Annotated in this window: 25 protein-coding genes, 1 tRNA gene and 1 pseudogene; 9 read left to right on the top strand and 18 right to left on the bottom strand. The window is 52.6% G+C overall.

The genetic code is table 11. The features are described 5' to 3' along the window. Window positions 1–37 precede the first annotated feature (37 nt). The 4 genes from RGV86_RS21025 to cbpM all read left to right on the top strand — a co-directional run bounded on the left by RGV86_RS21025 (window position 38) and on the right by cbpM (window position 3,083). Entirely contained in the window at window positions 38–1,291 is a 1,254-nt protein-coding gene (locus RGV86_RS21025; protein ID WP_085460609.1) for a D-amino acid dehydrogenase, read from the top strand. Beyond that, on the top strand, window positions 1,288–1,644 hold the full coding sequence (locus RGV86_RS21020; protein ID WP_137598407.1) for a RidA family protein: 357 nt from the start codon (window positions 1,288–1,290) through the stop codon (window positions 1,642–1,644). The genes RGV86_RS21025 and RGV86_RS21020 overlap by 4 nt, the downstream gene beginning before the upstream one ends. A 213-nt stretch (window positions 1,645–1,857) precedes the next feature. Then, the gene (gene cbpA / locus RGV86_RS21015; RefSeq protein WP_000420621.1) at window positions 1,858–2,778 is read left to right on the top strand and encodes a curved DNA-binding protein; all 921 of its coding nucleotides are present in this window, start codon (window positions 1,858–1,860) and stop codon (window positions 2,776–2,778) included. Then, window positions 2,778–3,083 (top strand): chaperone modulator CbpM, encoded by a 306-nt coding sequence (cbpM, locus tag RGV86_RS21010; protein WP_000024502.1) that lies wholly within the window; start codon window positions 2,778–2,780, stop codon window positions 3,081–3,083. Before cbpA ends, cbpM begins: the two co-directional genes overlap by 1 nt. 154 nt (window positions 3,084–3,237) lie before the next feature. On the opposite strand, the gene torD is transcribed toward cbpM, so the two are convergent. From torD to torC, 3 genes are read right to left on the bottom strand one after another with little or no spacing between them, the layout of a single operon-like run. Next, on the bottom strand, window positions 3,238–3,837 hold the full coding sequence (torD, locus tag RGV86_RS21005; RefSeq protein ID WP_085460607.1) for a molecular chaperone TorD: 600 nt from the start codon (window positions 3,835–3,837) through the stop codon (window positions 3,238–3,240). Then, on the bottom strand, window positions 3,834–6,380 hold the full coding sequence (gene torA / locus RGV86_RS21000) for a trimethylamine-N-oxide reductase TorA (RefSeq protein ID WP_309513785.1): 2,547 nt from the start codon (window positions 6,378–6,380) through the stop codon (window positions 3,834–3,836). The genes torD and torA overlap by 4 nt, the downstream gene beginning before the upstream one ends. Beyond that, the gene (gene torC / locus RGV86_RS20995; RefSeq protein WP_085460606.1) at window positions 6,380–7,552 is read right to left on the bottom strand and encodes a pentaheme c-type cytochrome TorC; all 1,173 of its coding nucleotides are present in this window, start codon (window positions 7,550–7,552) and stop codon (window positions 6,380–6,382) included. Before torC ends, torA begins: the two co-directional genes overlap by 1 nt. 129 nt (window positions 7,553–7,681) lie before the next feature. On the opposite strand from torC, the gene torR reads away from it, so the two are divergent. Continuing rightward, window positions 7,682–8,374: a two-component system response regulator TorR gene (torR, locus tag RGV86_RS20990; protein ID WP_001120112.1), complete on the top strand. Its 693-nt coding sequence runs from the start codon at window positions 7,682–7,684 to the stop codon at window positions 8,372–8,374. On the opposite strand, the gene torT is transcribed toward torR, so the two are convergent. After that, the gene (gene torT, locus RGV86_RS20985; protein WP_085460605.1) at window positions 8,347–9,375 is read right to left on the bottom strand and encodes a TMAO reductase system periplasmic protein TorT; all 1,029 of its coding nucleotides are present in this window, start codon (window positions 9,373–9,375) and stop codon (window positions 8,347–8,349) included. The genes torR and torT overlap by 28 nt on opposite strands. 82 nt (window positions 9,376–9,457) lie before the next feature. On the opposite strand from torT, the gene torS reads away from it, so the two are divergent. Both torS and RGV86_RS20975 read left to right on the top strand, forming a co-directional pair. Next, the gene (gene torS, locus RGV86_RS20980) at window positions 9,458–12,202 is read left to right on the top strand and encodes a TMAO reductase system sensor histidine kinase/response regulator TorS (RefSeq protein ID WP_309508439.1); all 2,745 of its coding nucleotides are present in this window, start codon (window positions 9,458–9,460) and stop codon (window positions 12,200–12,202) included. A 71-nt stretch (window positions 12,203–12,273) separates the two neighbouring features. Beyond that, complete coding sequence (locus RGV86_RS20975) at window positions 12,274–13,347, top strand: 4Fe-4S binding protein (protein ID WP_085460597.1); 1,074 nt, start codon at window positions 12,274–12,276, stop codon at window positions 13,345–13,347. Between the two features lie 48 nt (window positions 13,348–13,395). Here RGV86_RS20975 and RGV86_RS20970 read toward each other — a convergent pair whose 3' ends face one another. From RGV86_RS20970 to cspG, 4 genes and pseudogenes are all read right to left on the bottom strand, one after another. Next, on the bottom strand, window positions 13,396–13,569 hold the full coding sequence (locus RGV86_RS20970) for a GnsA/GnsB family addiction module toxin (RefSeq protein WP_001019199.1): 174 nt from the start codon (window positions 13,567–13,569) through the stop codon (window positions 13,396–13,398). Continuing rightward, window positions 13,559–13,786: pseudogene (locus RGV86_RS20965) on the bottom strand (protein YmcE). The gene RGV86_RS20970 and the pseudogene RGV86_RS20965 overlap by 11 nt, the downstream one beginning before the upstream one ends. Beyond that, on the bottom strand, window positions 13,761–13,949 hold the full coding sequence (gene ymcF, locus RGV86_RS20960) for a cold shock small protein YmcF (protein WP_071524879.1): 189 nt from the start codon (window positions 13,947–13,949) through the stop codon (window positions 13,761–13,763). Before ymcF ends, RGV86_RS20965 begins: the two are co-directional and overlap by 26 nt. A 10-nt stretch (window positions 13,950–13,959) precedes the next feature. Next, window positions 13,960–14,172: a cold shock protein CspG gene (gene cspG, locus RGV86_RS20955; protein WP_000066493.1), complete on the bottom strand. Its 213-nt coding sequence runs from the start codon at window positions 14,170–14,172 to the stop codon at window positions 13,960–13,962. A gap of 285 nt (window positions 14,173–14,457) precedes the next feature. Between cspG and cspH the strand changes: the two genes are divergently transcribed. Then, on the top strand, window positions 14,458–14,670 hold the full coding sequence (cspH, locus tag RGV86_RS20950; RefSeq protein WP_000087767.1) for a cold shock-like protein CspH: 213 nt from the start codon (window positions 14,458–14,460) through the stop codon (window positions 14,668–14,670). On the opposite strand, the gene RGV86_RS20945 is transcribed toward cspH, so the two are convergent. The 10 genes from RGV86_RS20945 to hyaA all read right to left on the bottom strand — a co-directional run bounded on the left by RGV86_RS20945 (window position 14,658) and on the right by hyaA (window position 24,459). Beyond that, a complete protein-coding gene (locus RGV86_RS20945) occupies window positions 14,658–15,968 on the bottom strand; it encodes an AppA family phytase/histidine-type acid phosphatase (protein ID WP_024212534.1) in 1,311 nt (436 codons plus the stop codon). The two genes, cspH and RGV86_RS20945, sit on opposite strands and share 13 nt — an antisense overlap. A gap of 87 nt (window positions 15,969–16,055) precedes the next feature. After that, window positions 16,056–16,148 carry a cytochrome bd-II oxidase subunit CbdX gene (gene cbdX / locus RGV86_RS20940; protein WP_000270307.1) on the bottom strand — a complete coding sequence of 31 codons (93 nt, stop codon included), beginning with the start codon at window positions 16,146–16,148 and terminating at the stop codon, window positions 16,056–16,058. A gap of 13 nt (window positions 16,149–16,161) precedes the next feature. Further along, window positions 16,162–17,298, bottom strand: a complete 1,137-nt coding sequence (gene appB / locus RGV86_RS20935; protein WP_032225462.1) for a cytochrome d ubiquinol oxidase subunit II — start codon at window positions 17,296–17,298, stop codon at window positions 16,162–16,164. Window positions 17,299–17,309: 11 nt separating this feature from the next. Beyond that, complete coding sequence (gene appC, locus RGV86_RS20930) at window positions 17,310–18,854, bottom strand: cytochrome bd-II oxidase subunit 1 (protein WP_000263590.1); 1,545 nt, start codon at window positions 18,852–18,854, stop codon at window positions 17,310–17,312. Between the two features lie 134 nt (window positions 18,855–18,988). Then, entirely contained in the window at window positions 18,989–19,846 is an 858-nt protein-coding gene (locus tag RGV86_RS20925; RefSeq protein WP_085460596.1) for a hydrogenase expression/formation protein, read from the bottom strand. Next, window positions 19,843–20,241: a hydrogenase-1 operon protein HyaE gene (hyaE, locus tag RGV86_RS20920; protein WP_032225467.1), complete on the bottom strand. Its 399-nt coding sequence runs from the start codon at window positions 20,239–20,241 to the stop codon at window positions 19,843–19,845. The genes RGV86_RS20925 and hyaE overlap by 4 nt, the downstream gene beginning before the upstream one ends. Next, window positions 20,238–20,825: a hydrogenase 1 maturation protease gene (hyaD, locus tag RGV86_RS20915; RefSeq protein ID WP_085460595.1), complete on the bottom strand. Its 588-nt coding sequence runs from the start codon at window positions 20,823–20,825 to the stop codon at window positions 20,238–20,240. Before hyaD ends, hyaE begins: the two co-directional genes overlap by 4 nt. Continuing rightward, window positions 20,822–21,532: a Ni/Fe-hydrogenase b-type cytochrome subunit gene (gene hyaC / locus RGV86_RS20910; RefSeq protein ID WP_001156753.1), complete on the bottom strand. Its 711-nt coding sequence runs from the start codon at window positions 21,530–21,532 to the stop codon at window positions 20,822–20,824. The genes hyaD and hyaC overlap by 4 nt, the downstream gene beginning before the upstream one ends. An 18-nt stretch (window positions 21,533–21,550) precedes the next feature. Next, window positions 21,551–23,344, bottom strand: coding sequence for a Ni/Fe-hydrogenase large subunit (gene hyaB, locus RGV86_RS20905; RefSeq protein ID WP_000107374.1), 1,794 nt, complete (start codon window positions 23,342–23,344; stop codon window positions 21,551–21,553). Then, window positions 23,341–24,459: a hydrogenase 1 small subunit gene (gene hyaA / locus RGV86_RS20900; protein WP_010344442.1), complete on the bottom strand. Its 1,119-nt coding sequence runs from the start codon at window positions 24,457–24,459 to the stop codon at window positions 23,341–23,343. Before hyaA ends, hyaB begins: the two co-directional genes overlap by 4 nt. A gap of 405 nt (window positions 24,460–24,864) precedes the next feature. Here hyaA and RGV86_RS20895 point away from each other — a divergent pair. Next, window positions 24,865–24,952 (top strand) — tRNA-Ser (locus tag RGV86_RS20895). The last annotated feature ends 6 nt before the right edge of the window (window positions 24,953–24,958 follow it).

The following is a 24,958-nucleotide window of genomic DNA, read 5'->3' as shown; positions in this document are numbered from 1 at the left end:
TCCCCAACGCACTTATTAGCGGTGGATATCTCAGGTGATGAAAAAACGCATTGTAGTTATTGGCGGCGGGGTAATTGGTCTGGCGACAGCATGGGTGCTGGTAAAACAGGGCCATCAGGTGCAATTGTTAGAACGCAACAGTCAGGCAGGCGTCGCCACCAGTTTCGCTAATGGCGGGCAACTCAGCTATCGCTACGTTGCCCCTCTGGCGGATAAAGGCGTACCGATGCAGGGGCTTAAATGGATGGGGAAAAGTGACTCCCCTCTGAATATGCGTTTGCGCCTGTCATTTAGCCAGTGGCGCTGGTTGCTGGCGTTTTTAATGTCCTGTAATAGCCGGACAAATAAACTCAATGGCGACCATATTTTACGCTTATCACTGTTAAGTCGTCAGGTCATGGAAGCATGGTTGCTGGAAGATAATCTTGATGATTTTCACTGGCGCCGTTCTGGCAAACTGATTATTCATCGCCGTCAGCAAGATTTAGCCAAAGCGGCAAAAGGCATTGATCCGCAATTTCAACAGGCTTTATCACGCGAAGAGTGTGTTCATCTTGAACCTGCACTAAAACATATTGGTCATTCCCTGTGCGGTGGTATTTACTCCCCCGGCGATGAAACGGCAGATTGCTATAAGTTCTGTCAGGCATTACTTGCCAAACTTAATGCCAGCGCGAATTTTTCGCTACAAACCGATTGTGAAGTTTTGCAGTTGAATAAAAAAGGTGAGCGCATTGTCTCTATTACCACCCGCACTGGAACGCTGGTTGCGGATGATTATGTCGTTGCCGCCGGTAATGGCAGCACGCATTTGCTTGCCGGAACCGGGACTCACGTACCGCTCTGCGGTCTGAAAGGTTACAGTCTGACGCTCCCCTTCCCACAAAAAATGGGGATCGCACCACAAATCAGTGTCACCGACTATGGTCATAAAATTGTCTATGCCCGACTCGGTGATCGGTTGCGCATCGCCGCCATGGTCGATATTGGCTATGACGGTAATGAACTGCGCTCTGAACGCATTGGCGCTTTAAAACAGATCGTAGCGGCCAGCTTTCCGCAACTGCAAGGTATCGATGAGGCCGAATTATGGACGGGTATGCGTCCATCCACCCCTGCGGGTCCGCCACTATTAGGACGGGCGAAGTATCAAAATCTATGGATGAATCTTGGTCAGGGCAGTCTGGGCTTTACGCTGGCGGCGGGTAGTGCCGTGGTGTTAGGCGCTCTGCTGTCGGGCGAAGACCCTGCAATTTCACTTGATGGACTGACATGGAGCCAATCAGCTTGAATATCAAACGTAATAACCCACAACCGCGTCTTGCCGCCAGCGTGGAATATGGCAATCTTGTTTTTCTCTCCGGTCAGACACCGAAGAGCAATACCCCGTCCATCGCGCAACAAACGCGCGAAGTGCTGGAGAAAATCGACGAATTACTTGCGGCAGCTGACAGTGATAAATTTCATCTCTTGTCCGCTCAGATATGGTTAAAAGATATCAGCCGCGATTTTGCCGATTTCAACGACGTATGGGTTAGCTGGATACCAGAAGGATATAACCCGGCACGTGCTACCGTACAAGCTGAGATGGCCCGCCCGGAGATTCTGGTTGAAGTGATGGTAACTGCGGTAAAAGCGGGATAAGCCCCCATTTTCTGCCCCCTGGCAAGGTCGTCATGGGGCATCCCTGAAGGTTAAACGTCCCCTCTTTTACCTGCCAACATTCAGGCTGAAAATATCATTTTTAGTTATGTTGTTGTCTCTGGCCTACGATTTTTTCTGATTTCCCCTACACTTAACACTGATACCTTGTCAGGGGTTTCCCTTTGTCTGTATTGATTTACGCGAGATAACGCTATGGAATTAAAGGATTATTACGCCATCATGGGCGTGAAACCGACGGACGATCTCAAGACAATCAAGACCGCCTATCGTCGACTGGCCCGTAAATACCATCCCGATGTCAGTAAAGAACCCGATGCCGAAGCCCGCTTCAAAGAGGTCGCTGAAGCGTGGGAAGTGTTGAGTGATGAGCAACGTCGCGCTGAGTATGATCAGATGTGGCAACATCGCAACGATCCGCAATTTAACCGTCAGTTCCATCATGGCGACGGTCAGAGTTTTAACGCCGAAGATTTTGACGATATCTTCTCGTCAATTTTCGGTCAACATGCCCGCCAGAGTCGCCAGCGCCCCGCTACACGTGGCCACGATATTGAAATCGAAGTGGCGGTATTCCTTGAAGAAACGCTTACTGAGCACAAGCGTACCATCAGCTATAACCTGCCGGTTTATAACGCCTTTGGCATGATCGAACAGGAAATTCCGAAAACGCTGAATGTGAAGATCCCGGCGGGCGTCGGCAATGGTCAACGCATCCGCCTGAAAGGCCAGGGGACGCCGGGCGAAAACGGTGGTCCAAATGGCGATTTGTGGCTGGTGATTCATATTGCGCCGCATCCGCTGTTTGATATTGTCGGTCAGGATCTGGAAATTGTGGTGCCGGTTAGCCCGTGGGAAGCGGCGCTGGGTGCTAAAGTCACCGTCCCAACACTGAAAGAAAGCATTTTGCTGACTATCCCGCCTGGCAGCCAGGCCGGGCAACGATTGCGCGTTAAAGGCAAAGGTCTGGTGAGCAAAAAACAGACCGGCGATCTGTATGCGGTACTGAAAATCGTGATGCCGCCGAAACCAGATGAAAACACTGCCGCGCTGTGGCAGCAACTGGCAGACGCCCAGTCGTCTTTTGATCCACGCAAAGATTGGGGGAAAGCATGATGGCTAATGTTATGGTGACTTTTACCATTACCGAATTTTGCCTGCATACCGGCATCTCTGAAGAGGAGTTGAATGAAATTGTCGGTTTGGGGGTGGTTGAACCGCGTGAGATCCAGGAAACAACCTGGGTATTTGACGACCATGCCGCCATCGTGGTGCAACGCGCAGTACGGCTGCGTAATGAGCTGGCGCTGGACTGGCCGGGGATCGCGGTGGCGCTGACGTTAATGGATGATATTGCACATCTGAAACAGGAAAACCGCCTGCTGCGCCAGCGGCTTTCCCGGTTTGTGGCTCATCCGTGAGTTTGTTGCCTGATGCGACGCTTAACGCGTCATATCAGGCCTACAAAGGGCACTGTTCCCGTAGGCCGGATAAGGCGTTCACGCCGCATCCGGCGGCTCTGCCATAATGCCTGATGCGACGCTTACCGCGTCTTATCAGGCCTACAAATCGGCATTATCTCTTTTGGTTGTCGCACTCCACCAACACCTGCAACAACTGGCTTAGTGCCGCGTAAAAACCAAAGCTATCATACTGACGGCAACGCGCAGCAAACTCCGGTAACCATTGCCGCAGCGCCGTCAGTGTTTTTTGCCGCAAACTGTCGATTCTTCGCGCAGGAACAGTCCCCTCTCCCAGTGAAAAATGCAGATGACTTAACAACTCCAGATAGATCGCCAGATGATCTGACGGTTCGTTGAAATTGCCGCTGGTTTCCATCCCTGCCTCAACTAACAAGCGTTTAATCTCTTGCTCGTCCTGTTTGTAGGCCGATGCATACGGCAGCGCGGCTTGTTTGTCGGTCATCAGAAACAGGCCGCAAAAGTCAGCGGCCAGTTCCAGACGAGCATCGTCACGTACTGTCAGAGTGGCAATACGATTTTCCAGCTCATTCACCGCCGCAGTGAGCGGCGGTTCGCTTTTCAGCAACGAAAACCATTCAGCCATCTGCGCACTGGCGATTTGCGTCAGTTGTTCATCGTCCAGTTCACGGGAGAACAACTGCGCCAGCCAGGCGTAGACACAGGCAATCTGTTGTGCTGTTAGCGTGGTCATGATTTCACCTGCGACGCCGGAACATATTCGCACTGCGCCACCATCTCAATCGGGCCGCTAAATGCCGTCACCTGCTCCACTGTTCCGTTGTACTTCTCAATTTCCACCAGCGTAGTGTGCGCACTGGTTGCCTGCGCCAGCTGCGAAGTTCCGATGTCGATGGTCAACACGTTGGGGTTACCGTATTTGCACAGCGCACCAGGCTCGCCGCCTTTATCTGGATCGTACCATGCCCCTTCGTGAATTCGCGCCACGCCGGGTGCATAGCGGTCAGAAACCACTGCCCCTGCCAACACCTGACCGCGAGCGTTAAACACGCGTACCACATCACCGTTACGAATACCGCGCGCACTGGCATCCTGCGGGCTAATAAATACTGGCTCTTTACCCGCTACCGTATATTGCTGACGCAGGGTTTCAGATTCACATAACTGTGAGTGAAGTCGGAAATCGGGATGCACAGATTGCAGATGCAACGGATACTTCTGCGAGCCGGGTCCACCGTGGGAACGTTCGATTTTCTCAAACCACATCGGATGCCCCTGACAATCGTCGTAGTTCATATCGGCGATGGTTTTCGAGTAGATCTCAATCAGGCCACTCGGCGTGCCCAGCGGTTCGAGATCCGGATCTTCGCGGAATGCCTGGTGGCGAACGAACATCTGCGGATGGTCAAACTCGACGTACTCTTTGTTATTCCAGAAGTCATCAAACGCGGGCAGATGAACGCCGCGTCCTTTACCCTGTTGTACACTTTCCTGCCAGATGCGTTTCAGCCAGCCCATTTCGTCCAGCCCTTCGGTAAAGGCTTCTTCGCGATTAAAGCGGCGGCACAGCTCGCGGAAAATATCAAAGTCGTTGCGCGCCTCGAACTGCGGCGGCACGACCTGTTTCATGGCGATAATGCCACGGTTGGAGTGGTTGCCGTACTGGTCGAGATCGTTACGCTCAAACTGCGTGGTCGCAGGCAGCACGATGTCGGCAAAGCGGCAGGTTGAGGTCCACTGGTTATCTATGGCGATAACCGTTTCCAGCTTGCGCCAGCCTTCAATAATGCGGTTGATCTGCTGATGGCGATGGAACGGGTTAGTTCCGGCAAAAATACACATTTTCAGCGGCGGCAGTTTTACCGATTTACCGTTCCAGTTGATCACTTTCCCCGGTTCGAGGATCGCATCGATAAAACGGGCAATCGGAATGGTGCTGCTGTAGCCTTTGTAGTCACTGTTGTCGTGAACAGGCGGAATCGACGTAGAGCCGGAGAAACCACTCAGAATAACGCCTTTACGCCCCGGCGTGCCTGCGCCGTTATAGTGCCAGCCAAAACCAAAGCCACCACCTGGCAGGCCAATTTGCCCCAGCATCGCCGCCAGAACGACAATCATCCACGCCCACTGTTCACCGTGCTGCATACGCTGCACGCACCAGCCAGCAATAATTTGCGTTCTGTTCGCCGCCATCTGCCGCGCCAGCCCACGAATGGTTTCGGCATCAATGCCGGTCAGTTTTTCAGCCCATGCGGCATCTTTCGGCTGACCGTCTTTCTCACCCAGCAGATACGGCAGGAACTGCTCAAAACCCACACAGTAGTTAGCGAGGAAGTTTTTGTCGTACAGGTTTTCACTGTACAGCGTATGTGCCAGCGCCAGTTGCAGCGGCACGTCAGTTTGCGGGTTAACCGCAATGTGCTTCACATGCTCGCGCCCCAGATACTCATGGGTGGATGTGACAACCGGATCGATGCTGATGACCACAACTTCACCGGCGGCGACTTTCGCTTTTAGCTGCTCGTAATATTCATAAACATCGTGATCCGGGCACCACCAGTTCGCTTGCTGGTTTTTCAGCAAATCGGAGCCCCACAGCACAATGGTTTTGCTGTTCTGCAATACCAGCGGCCAGGAGGTTTGCTGTTCATACACTTCCATCGAACCGACTACGCGCGGCAGGATCACCTGCGCAGCACCGGTAGAGTAATCTCCGCCCGTACCAACGCTATTACCATGCAAGGCAATAGCTTTCGCCAGCATCCCCGAAGCGTTATGGAACATCCCCGTCGATTGCCAACCACTGGCGGTCAGCAAGGCACTCGGCCCGTGAGTTTTCTGCACGCGTTCCAGTTCTTCATAGAACATGTCGAGGGCTTCATCCCAGCTCACGCGCACAAAACGGTTATCACCGCGCTGGGAGGTATCGCTCAGATGGCGCTTACGCAGCCAGTCCACGCGTACCATCGGATAACGAATACGCGCCGCGTTGTGTACGTGATCCGGCAATCCGGCGATCATTTTCGACGGATATTTATCCAGTTCGAACGGTTTTGCCGCCACAAAGCGACCATCCTTCACCGTCGCGCGGATAGCCCCCCAGTGCGATCCGGTCAGAATGCCCTCTTTCGAGGTGACGGCCTCAGTAGCCGCTTGCGCCGCAGTCGCACGGCGCGGCGTTAACAATGACGGCCCCAGCATCCCGGCGACGGTTAAGCCGCCGAGCTGCGCCAGAAAACGCCGACGTGATGCCTGAAAGAGATCGTTATTGTTCATTATTTTTCTTCCTTCTTATCGCCGTGAGCCTTACCTGCGGTGTCAGACGCATTCATTTGCAGATATTTCAACAAGGTGCGTTCTTCACGTTTATCGAGGCTGGTAAAGCCAATCATGCCGTTGAGCGTGCCGATCCAACCATTAGCGTCAAAGTGGGAGATTTCCGGTGCGCCGTGGCACTGGTTACAAGTGCCGTTGTACAACGAATCCGCATAAGCCCAGATCGGTTTGATATCGTTCACCATGTCGCCTTTCTTCATCCACGCGGTGGCCTGTAACTTGCTCCACTCGGTATTGGTGTCGGCAACGGTGGTTTTCTCCAGCGTTTTCACCTGCTGCTGCACATCACCACGAATCGAGGCAACAAAGATGCGTTTGCCTGGGAACTGGGTGAGTACACGCTGACGTCCGGCGCTTTCTGTCCAGCCGGTAATCTCAATTTGCAGCCAGTCGCCGTCACGTTTAAGGACTTTCACTTCCGAAGCAGGCAGCAGTGAACCAGACGCTTCTTTATCGCCTTTCGCCGCATAAATCGGCTTGATATCAATGGAGTACAGCGTGTCACCACTGTCATTAGCACTGGCGCGCAACTCGTCGAACTGCTTACGGAAGCCGCTACTCATATCCGGTAACTGGTGGGCAATACCTTTATGACAGTCGATGCAGGATTGATTAACTTTCGCTGCCACCTTCATCTGACGTGCCGCTTCCGGATGCTGCTTCGCATGATCCATCGCATCGTAGTTATGGCAGGAGCGGCAGGTTGCCGAGTTGTTTTCTTTCATTCGCGCCCATTCACGCTCGGCAAGTTCCGCGCGTTTGGCTTCGAATTTTTCAGGTGTATCAATGGAGTGGGCAATAAAGGTCTGGTAGATATCGTTGCTCGCTTCCAGTTTGCGCTTCACCATGCCTGGAATATCCGGCGGGATATGACAGTCATGGCATTCAGCTCGCACGCCGGAGGCGTTCTGGAAATGCACCGACTGTTTATATTCTTCATACACCGGTTGCATACTGTGGCAACTGACACAAAATTCGGTTGTGCTGGTGACTTTGATCCCAACGTGTGGCAATACAATCAGCGCAATGCCAATCACAATCCCAATAGCGACCAGCGCCAGTACCGACCAACGAGCACTGGGTCGGCGTAGCGCGTTCCAGAGTTTCCGCATAATAGCCCCTGTAAAATTATGGTTTAGTGAAGCGATCTTAATGAGCAAATATGAACAGCGGCACTGGTCAGGATGAACGGCTTACGGCAGAATATGAACAGATATGAACAGAATGAGTAAAACCCTCTGATGCCACATCACATTGTTATTGTTGAAGATGAGCCAGTTACCCAGGCACGATTACAATCCTACTTCACTCAGGAGGGGTATACCGTTTCCGTTACGGCGAGCGGTGCCGGGCTGCGGGAAATTATGCAGAATCAGCCGGTGGATTTAATTCTGCTGGATATCAACTTGCCCGATGAAAATGGCCTGATGTTAACCCGCGCCCTGCGAGAACGCTCAACGGTGGGGATTATTCTGGTTACCGGACGCAGCGATCGGATTGACCGTATTGTTGGGCTGGAAATGGGCGCAGACGATTACGTCACCAAACCGCTGGAACTGCGCGAACTGGTAGTACGGGTAAAAAATCTGCTCTGGCGAATCGACCTCGCGCGACAAGCTCAACCGCACACTCAGGACAATTGCTATCGCTTTGCCGGTTATTGCCTGAATGTGTCGCGCCATACGCTGGAGCGGGATGGCGAGCCGATTAAACTGACCCGCGCAGAGTATGAAATGTTGGTGGCATTTGTGACGAATCCGGGCGAAATTCTCAGCCGTGAACGTCTGCTGCGTATGCTTTCTGCGCGTCGGGTGGAAAACCCTGACCTGCGCACCGTCGATGTGTTAATTCGTCGTTTACGCCATAAACTCAGCGCGGATTTACTGGTGACGCAACATGGCGAAGGTTATTTCTTAGCTGCTGATGTGTGCTGATAAAAATAAACCGGACGAAATCCCCCTGGCGACAGCGAGCGGCGGATATGTTCACGGTCGGCATTTTTCGGCGTCAGAACTAAAATCGGTGGGCTGACATTATCAGACACCGATTGCCCCTGTAATTGCCTGATGGCCTGCTCAACTGCCAGTTCCCCCTGCCAGACCATTTGATCGCTGGCAGCCATAATCACTCTTCCCCGCTTCAGCCCGCGATACACCTGATGTGAAAGATAAAACGACACCACGGTAAGCGGCGTTTTCAGGTTACGCCCTTCACCCATTGCCGCCTCTGCCGCAATGGCCGTTCCGGCAACGACGTCGATTTCTGGATGGCGCTCCAGCATTTCCTGCAACAGGTTACGCTGGATTTCAATATCGTTGTCGCCGAGCGCAATATCGACAATACGCACCGGGCTTCCGGCAATGGCTGCGCGAAACCCCTCTACCATCTCCTTACTGCCCCCGGCGTTATCGGGGCCGGGCATCAACAGCACGTTCAGTGGTTTACCGTGGCTCCATTGCACCAGATATCGCCCTGGTTGATAGCCCATCTGAAACCAGGGCACACCAACGCGGCTTTTTATCTGGGGAGCATCAATAGCATTTACCAGTTCGATCACCGGCAGACTTGCTACCTGCTTTTGCAGATCGGGAAATGACGTCGTGCTACTACCGAGCAAAATGGCCTCTGCACCCCACTCTTTACACTGGTCGATTTGTGCTTGCTGGGTAGCCAACTGGCTGTAGCCGCCTGCCTCCAGCACTTTTAAATCCACACCGTAGCGGCGGGCAGCCTCCTGCATACCATAGTTCAACGATAACCAGTATGAATCTTTCAGGCTGGGGTAAAGCGCGCACAGTTTCCATGCGCGTTTGGCTTTAAGCGGCGTAAAGGGTTGCACCGTGAAATGCTGCGCATCATGCCAGCGCAACAGGTTATCAGCCGAAAATGCCGATAACATGAAAAGGGAAAGAAGTAAAAATAGCAGTACGCGCATGATAGCCTCATCAATAATAAGGCTTTATGCTAGATGTATTCCGCTTTGCGACTCAACATTTTTCACCTTAAGTGCACCGACCGTGAATTTAACCCTGACCCGAAGGCTCTGGATGGGCTTTGCCCTGATGGCGCTGTTAACCCTGACCAGTACCCTGGTGGGATGGTACAACCTGCGCTTTATCAGCCAGGTGGAAAAAGACAACACTCAGGCATTGATTCCTACCATGAATATGGCGCGCCAGTTGAGCGAAGCCAGCGCCTGGGAACTTTTCGCCGCGCAGAACCTGACCAGTGCCGATAACGAAAAGATGTGGCAGGCGCAGGGGCGAATGCTCACCGCACAAAGCCTGAAGATTAATGCGTTGCTGCAAGCATTACGGGAACAAGGTTTTGATACCACCGCTATTGAACAACAGGAGCAGGAGATCTCCCGTTCGTTACGTCAGCAAGGGGAGCTGGTGGGGCAGCGTTTGCAACTGCGCCAGCAACAACAGCAACTCAGTCAGCAGATAGTCGCCGCCGCCGATGAAATCGCACGCCTGGCGCAAGGTCAGGCGAATAATGCGGCCACCTCCGCCGGAGCTACCCAGGCCGGGATTTACGATTTGATCGAACAACATCAGCGTCAGGCCGCCGAAAGCGCACTCGACAGGCTGATTGATATCGATCTTGAGTATGTTAACCAGATGAATGAACTGCGCCTTAGTGCTCTGCGGGTGCAGCAAATGGTGATGAATCTGGGGCTGGAACAGATCCAGAAAAATGCGCCAACGCTGGAAAAGCAGCTCAATAATGCGGTGAAAATTCTGCAACGTCGGCAAATACGCATTGAAGATCCGGTAGTTCGTGCTCAGGTCGCAACAACGTTAACTACCGTTAGCCAATATAGCGATTTGCTGGCGCTGTATCAGCAGGACAGTGAAATCAGCAATCACCTGCACACTCTCGCCCAAAATAACATCGCCCAGTTTGCGCAGTTTAGTAGCGAAGTCAGTCAGCTGGTCGACACCATTGAGCTGCGTAATCAACATGGACTGGCGCATCTGGAAAAAGCCAGCGCACGCGGGCAATACAGCCTGGTATTGCTGGGGATGGTTTCACTTTGCGCACTGATTCTGATCCTCTGGCGCGTGGTTTATCGCTCTGTCACACGTCCACTTGCTGAACAAACGCAGGCGCTGCAACGCTTGCTGGACGGTGATATCGACTCCCCTTTCCCGGAAACCGCTGGCGTGCGGGAGCTGGATACTATCGGGCGGCTGATGGATGCGTTTCGCAGCAGCGTTCATGCGCTGAATCGCCAGCGCGAACAGCTGGCGGCACAAGTAAAAGCGCGCACGGCTGAATTACAGGAACTGGTGGTAGAACATCGACAGGCTCGTGCGGAAGCCGAAAAAGCCAGCCAGGCAAAATCTGCGTTTCTGGCGGCAATGAGCCATGAGATCCGCACACCGCTGTACGGTATTCTCGGCACCGCGCAACTGCTGGCAGATAACCCCGCACTTAACGCCCAGCGTGATGATTTGCGGGCAATTACCGACTCCGGCGAATCGCTGCTGACCATCCTTAACGATATCCTCGATTATTCGGCTATCGAAGCGGGGGGCAAAAATGTTTCGGTCAGCGATGAACCCTTTGAACCACGCCCGCTGCTGGAAAGTACCCTGCAATTAATGAGCGGGCGGGTGAAAGGTCGCCCGATTCGCCTGGCAACGGCAATTGCCAACGATGTACCGAGCGCGTTAATGGGCGATCCGCGACGTATTCGCCAGGTTATTACCAACTTGTTGAGCAACGCCGTGCGTTTCACTGACGAGGGGCAGATCGTCCTGCGCAGTCGCACTGATGGCGAGCAATGGTTGGTCGAAGTGGAAGACAGCGGCTGCGGTATTGATCCCGCGAAACTGGCAGAAATATTCCAGCCATTTGTTCAGGTAAGCGGCAAACGCGGCGGCACCGGGCTGGGGCTGACTATCAGTAGCAGTCTGGCTCAGGCGATGGGCGGCGAACTGAGCGCCACCAGCACGCCGGGGGCTGGAAGCTGTTTTTGTTTACGCTTGCCGTTACGTGTTGCCACTGCCCCCGTGCCAAAAACAGTCAATCAGGCGGTACGTCTGGACGGTTTACGTTTGCTGTTAATTGAAGATAACCCGCTAACCCAGCGAATTACCGTTGAGATGCTAAACACCAGTGGTGCGCAGGTCGTGGCTGTTGGCAATGCCGCGCAGGCGATAGAAACGCTGCAAAATAGTGAACCATTTGCTGCCGCACTGGTGGATTTTGATCTGCCGGATATCGACGGCATTACCCTTGCCCGACAACTGGTACAGCAATATCCGTCGCTGGTTTTGATTGGCTTTAGCGCCCATGTCATCGACGAAACGCTGCGCCAGCGAACCAGTTCGCTCTTTCGCGGGATTATCCCTAAACCAGTGCCGCGTGAAGTGCTCGGTCAGTTACTGGCGCACTATCTCCAACTGCAAACCAATAAAGATCAATCGCTGGATGTATCGCAACTCCATGAAGATGCTCAGTTAATGGGGACGGAGAGTATTCGCGAATGGCTGACATTATTTAAACAACATGCCCTGCCACTTCTCGATGAAATAGACGCAGCCCGCGCCAGGCAGGACGGCGAAAAAATTAAACGTGCCGCGCACCAGCTAAAAAGCAGCTGCGCGAGTCTGGGAATGCGTAGCGCCAGCCAGCTATGCGCGCAACTGGAGCAGCAACCATTATCTGCCCCCCTCCCACACGAAGAAATTACACACAGTGTTGCCGCTCTGGAAGCATGGTTGAATAAGAAAGACCTGAACGCGATTTGAATCAATATCAGCCAGTTAAGAATATTTAGAATAGTGGTATTTAGCATACAACTTAACGGGCTGGCAAAATCATGACAGAGAAAAAAAGAACCCGCTGGCAGCGGCGGCCAGGCACGACGGGCGGCAAATTACCGTGGAATGACTGGCATAATGCCGCGACCTGGCGTAAAGCGACGCAATTATTACTGTTAGCAATCAATATTTATATTGCCGTCACCTTCTGGTACTGGGTGCGCTATTACGAAACGGCAGGTAGTACGACATTTGTCGCCAGACCAGGAGGCATCGAAGGCTGGCTACCGATTGCCGGCCTGATGAATCTGAAATATAGCTTTGAAACAGGCCAGCTACCTTCCGTCCATGCCGCCGCGATGCTGTTGCTGGTCGCTTTTATCATCATCAGTCTGTTGCTGAAAAAGGCCTTTTGTTCATGGTTATGCCCGATTGGTACGCTTTCTGAATTAATCGGCGATCTCGGGAAAAAACTGTTTGGTCGGCAATTTGCCCTTCCCCGCTGGCTGGATATTCCTCTGCGCGCAGTGAAGTATTTGCTGTTGAGTTTTTTTCTCTATATCGCGTTATTGATGCCCGCTCAGGCAATTCACTATTTTATGCTATCGCCCTACAGCGTGGTGATGGACGTTAAAATGCTCGATTTCTTTCGTCATATGGGAACCGCGACATTAATCAGCGTGACCGTTTTGCTGATTGCCAGCCTGTTTATTCGCCATGCCTGGTGTCGTTATCTTTGCCCATATGGCGCGCTGATGGGCGTGGTTTCGTTATTTTCGCCGTTTAAGATTCGTCGCAATGCCGAAAGTTGTATCGATTGTGGCAAATGCGCAAAAAATTGCCCATCACGGATCCCGGTCGATAAATTAATTCAGGTACGAACAGTGGAATGTACCGGCTGTATGACTTGCGTAGAGTCATGTCCGGTCACTTCAACATTAACTTTTTCGCTGCAAAAACCTGCGGCAAATAAAAAGGCCTTTGCGTTGTCTGGCTGGTTAATGACGCTATTGGTTCTGGGGATTATGTTTGCGGTGATTGGATATGCGATGTATGCGGGTGTATGGCAAAGCCCGGTGCCAGAAGAATTGTATCGACGCTTAATTCCACAAGCGCCAATGATTGGTCACTAAATTAGCAACAAGCGGAACATCACCTCGCACGGGGTGATGTTCACAAAATCACATTATTTTGATTTTGACGTCATAACCTTCAAGCCCGGTCATTTTCTCCCGCGCAGTAAAGCGAATTTCAGAGACTTCTTTCCCTGTGTTTTTATTCAATTCGGCGATTTTTTGCGCAATAAAGTCGGAGATTTCCGTTTCGGCTTGTTTTTTTAGCTCTTCAATATTCACTGTTAACCTCTTCTGGTCTTAAAAGACAGCAACACGCCAGCAAGGTGTTGGTTCCGATCCCCTGGTCAGGTTAGAAATGTTATAAGCCATCTGCATGAAAGATTCAATAATCAGTAGGTTATCGCTCAATATGCGTACAGGGATAAGTGCAAACAGAAGATATAAAAAAGGCTCCGCGAGGGAGCCTGATATTATTTTGTGAAATCCAGCGGCGCATGGTCAGTGCGTATTTGCAAGGCAACGTTATCAAAGGTGATCATCGTCGATTTACAGAAAATACACTTAGCGCCCAAAGGGTTTCGCTCCGTCACATCGAATGCCGATGTGCGGTACTGTGAACCATGACAACATGGACAGCGGAAATGGAGATGTTGAGTAATAACGGCAACCTTAGAGCGTAACAACGTTCGCTGCCGAGGGACCACGTTGCCCCTGCTCAATAGAAAATTCGACTTTCTGATTTTCATTCAGCGTGCGAAATTCATTGCTCTGGATGGCGGTGAAATGAACGAAAACGTCCTTGCTGCCATCATCAGGAGTGATAAAGCCAAAACCTTTATCTGCGTTAAACCATTTTACTAAACCAGTCATTTTATTAGACATATTTTACTTCCTTCATTTTGAGCCTTTCGGCAAACAGGGCTTTATTACAGAAACTACTTAGTGTTCAGGAGAGAGACTCAAAAGAAGGGGATAATGCCTGATAATGAGAACTGCTTTAGTAAACTACTTTGTATGCTGTCTGTCTTTCAAACCGACGCAGCTATTAACGCATGATAAATATGATTAAGCAAATTTTATTTTAGCCGTCCGGCGGTCTTAAATATCGCTGGCTTTATTTTATTAACACCGTATAGTGCAGCGCAGTATTTTTAGTAAGGAATTTGTTTGTCCCGTAAAATGACAGGAATTGTCAAAACCTTTGATCGCAAAAGCGGCAAAGGATTCATCATCCCCTCCGACGGTCGTAAAGAAGTCCAGGTTCATGTTTCCGCATTCAGTCCCCGCGACGCAGAAGTGCTCATCCCAGGATTACGCGTAGAATTTTGCCGCGTCAATGGCCTGCGTGGACCAACAGCGGCAAATGTTTATTTATCCTGATGTAAACTACATGCCGGAATACGCGCTTCATTCACTATTTGCGTAAAATCCGCCAGTGAACACATGCCCTGCGCGTTTCTCTCCTCACATTCTGCCAGTGTCAGTTTTACCTCTCCAGGCGGCGTTTTTAGCGATAGCGGCGTTTTATCACGCATCTGCTGCAAGGTCTGGAATACCAGCGAAACCTGAATCCATTGACTGTTATCACTTAGCCGCCGCCAGCGTTCAAATACCAGTTCACCACCCGGCGGGGTGTTATCCGGTTGACCCGGCAGCGTCCAGTTAAGCTTCAGTGCCCCCCCCAGATTCGCCAGGTTGGTATCATGCCCGGCAATAAACAACAGTGAAGTCGGCAGCGTAATTCCATAGTTCGATTTTTGCGGGTTGTTTGGCGTCAACGCCGTCAGAACTAAATCCAACAGCGGTGTGGCACGACGACGAGCCACATCCGGGGTACGTTGCAGCAAATAAAACTGCGCATTATGCAGGCTTAACAAGGTGTTCCACTGATGTGAATCAGTAATTCGTCCCCAGCCAGGCTCCGGCATTCCCTGTGCTTGTTGCAGGAGAAATATCTCCGTCAGCATGGATGCGAGGCTTACCGCACCCGTTAATGAGACGTTATCAGCACTCACCTTGAGTTCAGAGGGCAATGCCTGCGTGAACGAACAGCTTTCGTCTTGTTTCTCTCGTTTGAGGCACAGACTTGATTGCGGAAAATTGAGTACCCGCTCCAGTTCGTGAAATGCCGTTTGCCGATGATCGGTAAAATCAACGAGAGAGCCGCCTGCCCTGCTGAGAATCGCCTCAGTCACGTTCACTTTATCCAGTTGGCAAACACCGGTTTTCAGGGGATTAAATAACGGATCGGGACGGGAAGTGTCTGACTGAGTATGTACGGTTATTGCACAGTCGGGAGCCAGCCCGGCAGCAAAGGCTTCGCCTGTTTTACGAGTGCGCTCGTCAACATCGGCAATAATCGCGACCTGCCCAGCTTTCGGGCAACCATTTTTTGCCAGCAAACCGTCAGCCACCAGGCGTTGGCGTTGGTAATGTCCGAGATAAGAGATCAGCTCACCGCCTCGTGGTGTCAGCCAACCCAGTTTCACCGGCCAGCCAGGCCAGGTGTCTGGAGTAACGTCCTGCATGATTTGCGTAGATTTGGTGGGTGCTCGCACACCATGACGGCTGACAATCACCACACTTTCCAGCTTCAGTTCCGGCGCCCCCTGAGCAAATGCAGGTAGCGGAGTTAACGGAAGCAAAAGAGAAAAAAAGGGGATCAAAATCGCTTTCATCGCCAGGTTTCCGTTTTTCATGTTTCGCATTATTGCCTGATGCGACGTTGATGCGTCTCATCAGGCCTACGTTTGTTGTGCGTCAAATCAACCTTTCAGACGCGGTTCCAGCCATACCAACACCACGGTGGAGAGTGAACACATCAACAAAATTCCGACGAACCACAATAAATACCACATTGATCATCCCTCCTTAGTACAGCTCACTATCGTGACGGCGAAGCGTTTCAGTTGTCATGCGCCCCCACATTTTGTAGTAGCTCCATACAGTGTAGAGCAACACAATAGGCAAAAATATCAGCACAATTACTAACATAATGCTCAACGTCAGCTGACTGGAGGTGCTGTCCCACAGCGTCAGGCTGGAGATCGGACTGATGCTCGAAGGCATGACAAACGGAAACAGCGTGATGCCCGCCGTGAAGATAACGCCAAATTGCATCAATGAGGCCAGCAGAAATCCCCAACCGGGGCGACCCCGATAAATAGCCATCACCGTCAGTAATGGGCAGAAAAAACCCAGCAGCGGGAAGATCCACAAAATCGGCGATTCAACAAAATTATTCATCCAGGCACCGGGCAGTACTGTAACCAGTTTCATTAACGGATTGGACGGGCCGTTAACATCCTGGGCGAGCAATACAAAGCCATCAATACCCACCCACAGCCAGTACCCCGCCAGCAAAAAGCACAGCATGACCAACAGCGCAGCGCGTTTGGTCGCCAGTTGCGAACGCAGGTGAATAGCTCCGACCGTTTTTAGTTGCAACCAGACGCCACCTTGTAAAATCACCATGCCCAGACTGAGCAAACCACACAGTAATGGGAACGGTGTCAGCAATTGCCAGAAAGAACCGAGGTACTCCACGCGTAATTGCGGCGTGAAGACAAACGGCACGCCAAGTAACAAATTGCCGAACGCGATACCGAAGACCACCGGCGGCACCAGGCTACCGATGACCAGACCGGCATCCCACATTTTACGCCAGCGCGCATCAGCGATTTTTCCACGATAATCAAAAGCCAGCGGGCGAAAGAACAGCGAGCACAGCACCAGAATCATCGCCACATAAAAGCCGGAAAACGCCGCTGCATAGACTCTGGGCCAGGCGGCAAATAATGCACCGCCCGCAAGAATCAACCAGACCTGGTTGCCTTCCCAGTGTGCGCCAACGCTGTTAATCAATACCCGACGTTCATCATCATTACGCGCCACCAGCGGCAACAGACAGCCAATCCCCATGTCAAATCCATCGGAGATCATAAAGACCACCAGGATGACGCCAATCAGCAGCCACCAGATGAAGCGCAATGTTTCATAATCAAACATGATTCTCTCCTTTACCCCTGTTGCTGCGTCGGTTGTTCACTCTGCATCGCGCTCGGCCCCAGACGGGCATATTTCTGCATCAGGTAGACTTCGGCGATTAAGAACAGGGTATAAAGCCCTACGATCATGATCAGTGAGAAAGCCAGTTGTCCCGTGGTTAACGCGGAGTGCGCGGAGTATGTCGGTAAGATGTCCTGAATCGCCCACGGCTGACGACCAAACTCGGTCATAAACCACCCGGCTTCAATGGCAATCCACGGCAGTGGCAAACTCCAGAGCGCCATTTTCAGCACCCAACGATGCTGGTCAATTTTGCCACGCAGCGTCTGAACGAGCGCAATAAGCATTACCAGTAACAGCAGCGAACCGCAGCCCACCATGATGCGGAAACTCCAGAACACCGGCGCAACCTGTGGAATAGCGCCACGCATTGCTGCCTGATACTGCGCCGGTGTGACATGATTCATATCCGGCGCATAGCGGGAGAGCAACATGCCGTAACCAAGGTCGCTTTCCAACTCCCGGAATGCCTGCAACACATGCGGCTCCCGGTTACCTTGCGAGATCTCCTGCATCAGCAGCCAGGCCATACGTCCGCGTTGCAATCGTGGGTAGGTTTCAGCCATCAAATTTTTCAGCCCCGGAACGGGCTTATCTAATGAGTGAGTGGCGAGGATCCCTAACAGTGCGGGAATTTTGATGGCAAAGGCATTACGTTCTTGATCCTGTTCCGGCCAGGCAACGAGATGGAACGGCGCAGGTGCGGGTTCGGTTTGCCACTCCCCTTCCATTGCGGCCAGTTTTACCGGCTGAACGCGTGCGACTTCATAAGCAGAACTGTCTCCAAGTTGCAGCGCGCCGATTATCGCCAGTGTGCCAAAGACCGAACCGATGGCGAACGAACGTAGCGCAACATCACGCTCCCGTCCGCGCAGTAAATACCAGGCGCTGATCGCCATAATAAACATGGCCCCGGTCACATAGCCCGCCATCACCGTATGGACAAATTTCACCTGGCTGACAGGGTTAAAAACCAGATCGCTGAAACTGGTCATCTCCATACGCAGGGTGTCGATATCGAAATGCGCGCCGGTCGGGAACTGCATCCACCCGTTGGCATTCAAAATCCACAATGCGGAGATATTGGAACCGAATGCCACCAGCCAGGTCACCAGCAGATGCTGGTATTTATTCAGCCGTTGCCAGCCGAAGAAGAACAGACCGACAAAGGTGGATTCGAGGAAAAAGGCCATTAATGCTTCCATCGCCAGCGGTGCGCCAAAAATGTCGCCCACATAGTTGGAATAGAATGACCAGTTAGTACCAAACTGAAACTCCATCGTCAGGCCGGTGGCCACACCGAGAGCGAAGTTGATACCGAAGAGCTTACCCCAGAAACGCGTCATATCGCGGTAGACTGTTTTGCCGGTGACCACGTAAATGGTTTCCATGATAGCCAGCAAAAAAATCAGCCCCAGGGTAAGGGGCACGAATAAAAAGTGGTACAGCGCGGTCAGTGCAAACTGCCAGCGCGATAAATCAATAACATCCCACATGCGAACTCCTGTAGGCGAAGAGAGGGAAATAACCCTTTAATAGTAGATCTCCCTTTTTATCCTTACAGTTTGTAGGTGGTCGTATTCGCTGATTGCGATATTCATAAGACTGAAAGCGACATTTGCCGCCGTTTTCACTGTTGCTCGTTTTCCACCAGCCACTGACACACCTCGCCCAACCGCTGCGCAGAATCAGCCAAATCTTCCGGCGCTGCCAGCACAACTTCCGGTATAGGGCAGATTTCATAACTCTCAAGCAGCGGACCTTTTAGGGTGTCCGTGCAACGTAAATGCCAGACATGGCGTAACCCGGTGGCGTTGATATAGCTCTCGCCATAGCCAATGGTGCGAATCTGAATATTCCCCTCCCCGCAAAGGCGCGACAGAAAAAGTCGGTCAGCCTCGCTGATGGGCAATTGCGTCAGGTTAATACTGTGCGGCTGCGTGTCAGGGTTACGCACATGCGCCAGCAATTCATGAGCCAGCGGCAGTCCGTTCATCAGGCCATCGATGGGTGGCGGTAACAGCGAATCTGTCGGCAAGACGTTTTGCGTTGCCGCCTGCCACAACGGCAGCGGTGCGCAGCCCACCTCCAGTTTGTCCTCCAGCAACTGTTCGCCGCGACGTCTGCGCACTCTCCATAATCCGCAAAAAATTGCCTCCTGAATTTCACTTTCACTGCCATCAACGTGTTGGATGCGAACTGACACTTCCCCTTCCCCGAGAAGCGTATTGATAAAGTGGCGATCGTAAGCGTTGAGATTGAACAGATCGACTGCCAGTACCTCGCCCAAAGGGGGGATACGTTGGCTTAGCTGTTGTTGCAGTTCGTTTAACAGCACAATCACCTGCGGGCTATGTGCACACTGTTCCAGTGCCGCCATGCTCGGTTCATCATTCACCTGGCAGGTGATCGGCAGCGGATTCATACTGAAACTGTCGTCATCAGGTTGCGTTCCTGGCCCCAGTAAATGGAAAAAAGTGTCACTCATGAGGCACGCTCCTGTTGCGGTTCGACAAGCCCACGCATCAGGTTTATCAGCTCTGCCCACGGGTGAATACCATTCAGCACGCCGCGATAGTTTCCGCCGGTAAACACCAGTGTGGCAGGAAAGCGAAAAACACCAAAGCGATCGCCGATAGCCTCGCTCTGCGCAAGATCGGCTACCGCCACCTGCCACGCATAGTCTGGAAATTCGCGCAATAATTCGCCAATTATTATCGGATTATCACCGACCTCCGGCGTGCGTTTCGGATCGCTGCTTAACAGCACTACGCCGTCTGGTGCCTGCGATAACCAGTCATCAAGGCTGGATTCTGTGACAGGTGTCCAGCCGCGCGCCAGCATACGCTGCCACAACGCATTAAAAGGAGAGTCATTGATCATCCCTGCTCCTCCAGTCTCATCCGGTACTGGCGTAAGCGAACGCCTTCATAATTTTCCATCGACAGACAGTCATAGTTGAGACAGCGTGATTCCTCTGCCAGATGCGGCACGATTCCCCACTCTGCCAGTTGCGCCAGCGCCAACTGTTCTGCTGCTGGCAGTTGTTCACGTGCCAGTTCGCTCAGGCTGCCACCGTAGTCGTCGAGCATTGCCGGTTGCAGCCCGACCAGGGCGATTTGCTCAGGCAAATGTCCACGAATATCCGCCAGCGCCAGCACTTCGGAGAAACTGTTCTGGTGCAGACTCATTTTCTTTGCGCTAAGGTATGCCGGAATGCGCTCTCCGGCATATGTCCGTAGCGTTCCTGGCTCCAGCCCATAATCAATGGCATCGAGGATCAACAAGTGACTAGCGCTTTCAACGTAGCCCAACAAATTCAGCCCCTGAGTGCCGCCATCGACAATCTCCACGTTTTCGGGCCAGTGATAATGTGCATATAGCCGTTCCGCCACCCGCACACCGAAACCTTCATCGGCCCATAGCAGGTTGCCCAGCCCCATCACCACCACGCGCTGCTCGCTCATGAACGCTCCTTGTTGCTTTTGACTTTAAAAAACTTGTGGCTGCGGTAACCGTTCACCATCGTGGAGATCACCGTGTCATCAGACATGATGTCTTCACGCAGCGCCATATAGACATGACCGATCACAAACGCACCAATTAGCCACATCCCCAGCCGATGCCAGCTGTGAATGTCCAGCGAGTTGCCGCCCGTCCAGTAGAAAAACTCCACTACATAACGGAACGGCGCGAAAATGGCATACTGGCTGTGTTCGCTGAACAGCGCAAAACCGGTGACGATCATAAAGACCGACATCAGGAAATAGCCGAACATCGCCGCCTGGGCGATGGGGTTATGACCGATGTCGGCACTCGGGCGTTTTGCCAGAAACAGATACCAGCGGATTTCATACCACACGCCCAGCCACCAGCTTTTACGCCATACCGGCACAATGAAAAGCTCGCGTGAATAGCGATTACCCACGAACGCCCAGTAAATCCGCATCAGCAATATCACGGTAAAAATCATTCCGGCGCTGAAGTGAATTAACCTGATGTAGCCCATATAGAACAGATACGTCGCCTCGCCGCTGACCGAAGGCAGCGGCTTACCGATAAAGTAACCGGTGACCATCAACACCGCCATGCATAACACCGTCAGCCAGTGCCAGATACGGACTGGCGCTTCAAAGACATAGTGGCTGACAACGTTGTCGCTTTTCTCTTGCATGATGATTCTCCTTCGCTGTTAACGCACCTGCACGGAGATAAGCTCGCTACCGTCGTCGCCCAGCACGTGTGTTGAACAGGCGAGGCACGGGTCAAAGCTGTGCAGAGTACGCAGGATCTCCAGCGGTTGCTCGGGGATCGCCATTTTGGTGTTCATCAGCGCCGCTTCATATGCGCCAATCTGCCCTTTGGGATCGCGCGGGCTGGCGTTCCAGGTGGTCGGCACCACGCACTGGTAGAGATCAATCTTGCCATCGCGAATGGCGGCCCAGTGACCTAACGCCCCGCGCGGCGCTTCGGTAAAGCCGACGCCACGGCACTCTTTCGGCCAGGTCGCAGGCTCCCATTTTTCAGTGGAGGCAGTGGCGAGATTGCCGTTTTTCAGGTTGGTCATCAGCTTGTCGAAGAAGTACTGCAACTTACCTGCGGCCCACTGCGCTTCGTGCGCGCGGCACAGAATGCGGCCTAACGTTGACTGGATGCCAGAAAGCGGCAGGTTCAGCGCCGACATCATGCGATCGACCGACTCAACGGTCGCAGCATCGCCTTTGTGGTAGGCGATTAACGTGCGCGCCAGCGGCCCCACTTCCATCGCATGACCGCGCCAGCGTGGCGCTTTGATCCACGAGTAACGTTCCTGTTCATTCAGCTGCTGAATGTTGGTGTCGCTGCCTTTGACATCGCCAGGGTTGTACCACGGGTCGGTAATACCATCGAATGGATGACGCCCAACCTGATCGTTGGGATACCGATACCAGGCGTGATCGACAAACTCCTGCACCTGCTGCGGATCAACCAAATCCACTGGCAGCACATTGTTGAAGTCGCCATTGATTACCGCACCACCAGGCATCAGCAGACTTTTCTCGCCAAAGTCGTTGGCAATATCCGGGAATGCGCCGTAGCTAAGGACGCATTTATCAGAAAGACCAGTGCCGATTTCACTCCACGGTTTGTTGAACTGACCGATGGCTAAGGCGTCGGGGATCATCACGTTGTTAATGAAGTCCGCCGTGCGGGTAATGATCGACTGAACCAGGTTCAGGCGTTCCATATTGACCGCCCCGACCGCGCCGCTTTCGTCAATGTTAATGGCGCACGGCATCCCGCCGACAATCCAGTTCGGATGCGGGTTTTTACCACCAAAAACGGCGTGAATTTTGACGATCTCCCGCTGGAAATCGAGGGCTTCGAGATAGTGGGCAAAGCCCATCAGGTTGGCTTCCGGCGGCAGTTTGTACTGCGGGTGCCCCCAGTAGCCATTGCGGAAGATCCCCAACTGCCCGCCTTCAACAAATTTCTTCAGGCGGTTTTGTACGTCGAAGAAATAGCCAGGGGATGATTTCGGCCACGAGGAGAGGCTTTGCGCCAGTTCTGACGTTTTCCGTGGGTCGGCTTTCAGCGCATCTAACACATCTATCCAGTCCATCCCGGCGAGCTGATAGAAGTGCACCAGATGGTCGTGGCACCAGAGCGTCGCCAGCATAATATTACGGATGATATTGGCGTTGTCCGGCACTTTAATGCCGATGGCATCCTCAATTGCATAGACCGAAGCCAGAGCGTGTACGCCAGTGCAGACGCCGCAGATACGCTCAACGAACGCCCACGCATCACGCGGATCGCGGCCTTGCAGGATGATCTCCAGCCCGCGAAACATAGTGCCGCAGGAAACAGCATTGGTGATCACATTCTGATCGTTAATATTCACTTCGCAGCGCATATGACCTTCGATGCGCGTAATCGGGTCGACCACCAGGCGGCGTCCGGCATTGTTGATGGTGTATCCCTGAGTTTCGTACTGAGTGCTCATGCCTGTTTATCCTCGTTGCCCGGCTGTTGTTCGGCTTCTGCAAGTTGCTGGTTATGACGTCTGCGCTGGTCAACGGCGCTGGCGACTGCATGTACGCCAACAGCCGCAGCCACGACACCAAGCGCGGTTAAGCCCACGGTATCGGCGGTAGAGTGCGTTCCCATCTGCGGAATATCGACCACGCGGCTATAGAACGAACCGCGATCCCAGAAACCATTTTCAGAACAGCCCAGGCAGCCATGACCAGACTGGATTGGGAAAGAAACGCCATCATTCCAGCGTGTGGAGGAACAGGCGTTATAGGTGGTAGGCCCTTTGCAGCCCATTTTGTACAGGCAGTAACCTTTACGCGCGGCGTCATCATCCCAACTCTGGACGAACTCTCCGGCATCAAAGTGAGCGCGGCGATAGCATTTATCGTGGATTCGCTGACCGTAGAACATCAGCGGACGCCCCATTCTGTCGACATCCGGCAGACGATCGAATGTCACCATGTAAGTAATGATGGCGCTCATCACATCCGGGATCGGCGGGCAGCCGGGCACTTTAATGATCGGTTTGTCGGTGATGACTTTGTCGATGGGGGTGGCCTGCGTCGGATTGGGTCGGGCGGCTTGCACACAGCCCCAGGACGCACAGGTGCCCCAGGCAATAATTGCACTGGCTCCGGCAGCTGCACGTTTGAGTTTCTCAATAAACGGTCGACCGCTACTGATACAGAACATCCCCTGCTCGCCCAGCGGCGGGTTACCTTCTACTGCGAGGATATATTTGCCGTTGTATTGCGTGATGATGTCTTCAAAGACTTCCTCTGCCTGAGTGCCTGCGGCAGCCATCAGAGTATCGTCGTAGTCGAGAGAAATAAGGGAAAGAATGACATCCTTCGCCAGCGGATGAGCAGAACGGATAAAAGATTCGGTACAGCAGGTGCATTCAAGACCGTGGATCCACACCACTGGAATGCGCGGTTTATTCTCCAGCGCCCAGGCAATCTTTGGTGCCATCCCCGCGCCTAATCCCAGCGACGTGGCAGCCAGACTGCAATATTTAAGAAAACTTCGCCGGGTAACCCCCTGACGTCGCATAGCCTGGTAAAAGGTTTCCTCGTTATTCATATAGCACGTCTCTTCTCCTTGCGACACCGACTGGAGTGCCGGGCGCTTTTGGTCGGCAAGCGACGTCCCTGGAGCAAGGCAAACCATCGCTTCACGAGAGAGACAGAAAACGAAAGCTCATCCTTCTGCACTGGCGCACGTCGCCAGAAAGTATTGTTAATAAAGCGTAGTGAAACTTTTGCACAAAACAACACAGAGTGTGTGGATTTATCTTTTAGCGATAAAAATGAACCTTATTTTCCTTAAGGTTTGCCGCAGGAAGGTTATGAAGCGATTTTTATGGCGATAGAATGCGCAAATTGCTGTTATTTCACGCAATCAACACGATTTTGTCTGTTTTTCAGGCAAACAAACACATTGGGGGTTTACACGACGCATCGGGATGTTTATAGTTCGCGTCATTCCGGAAGTGTGGCCGAGCGGTTGAAGGCACCGGTCTTGAAAACCGGCGACCCGAAAGGGTTCCAGAGTTCGAATCTCTGCGCTTCCGCCAAATAAG

The organism is Escherichia ruysiae, assembly GCF_031323975.1.
In the GTDB taxonomy this organism is placed as follows: domain Bacteria; phylum Pseudomonadota; class Gammaproteobacteria; order Enterobacterales; family Enterobacteriaceae; genus Escherichia; species Escherichia ruysiae.
This window is presented reverse-complemented; position numbering and strand designations above follow the sequence as displayed.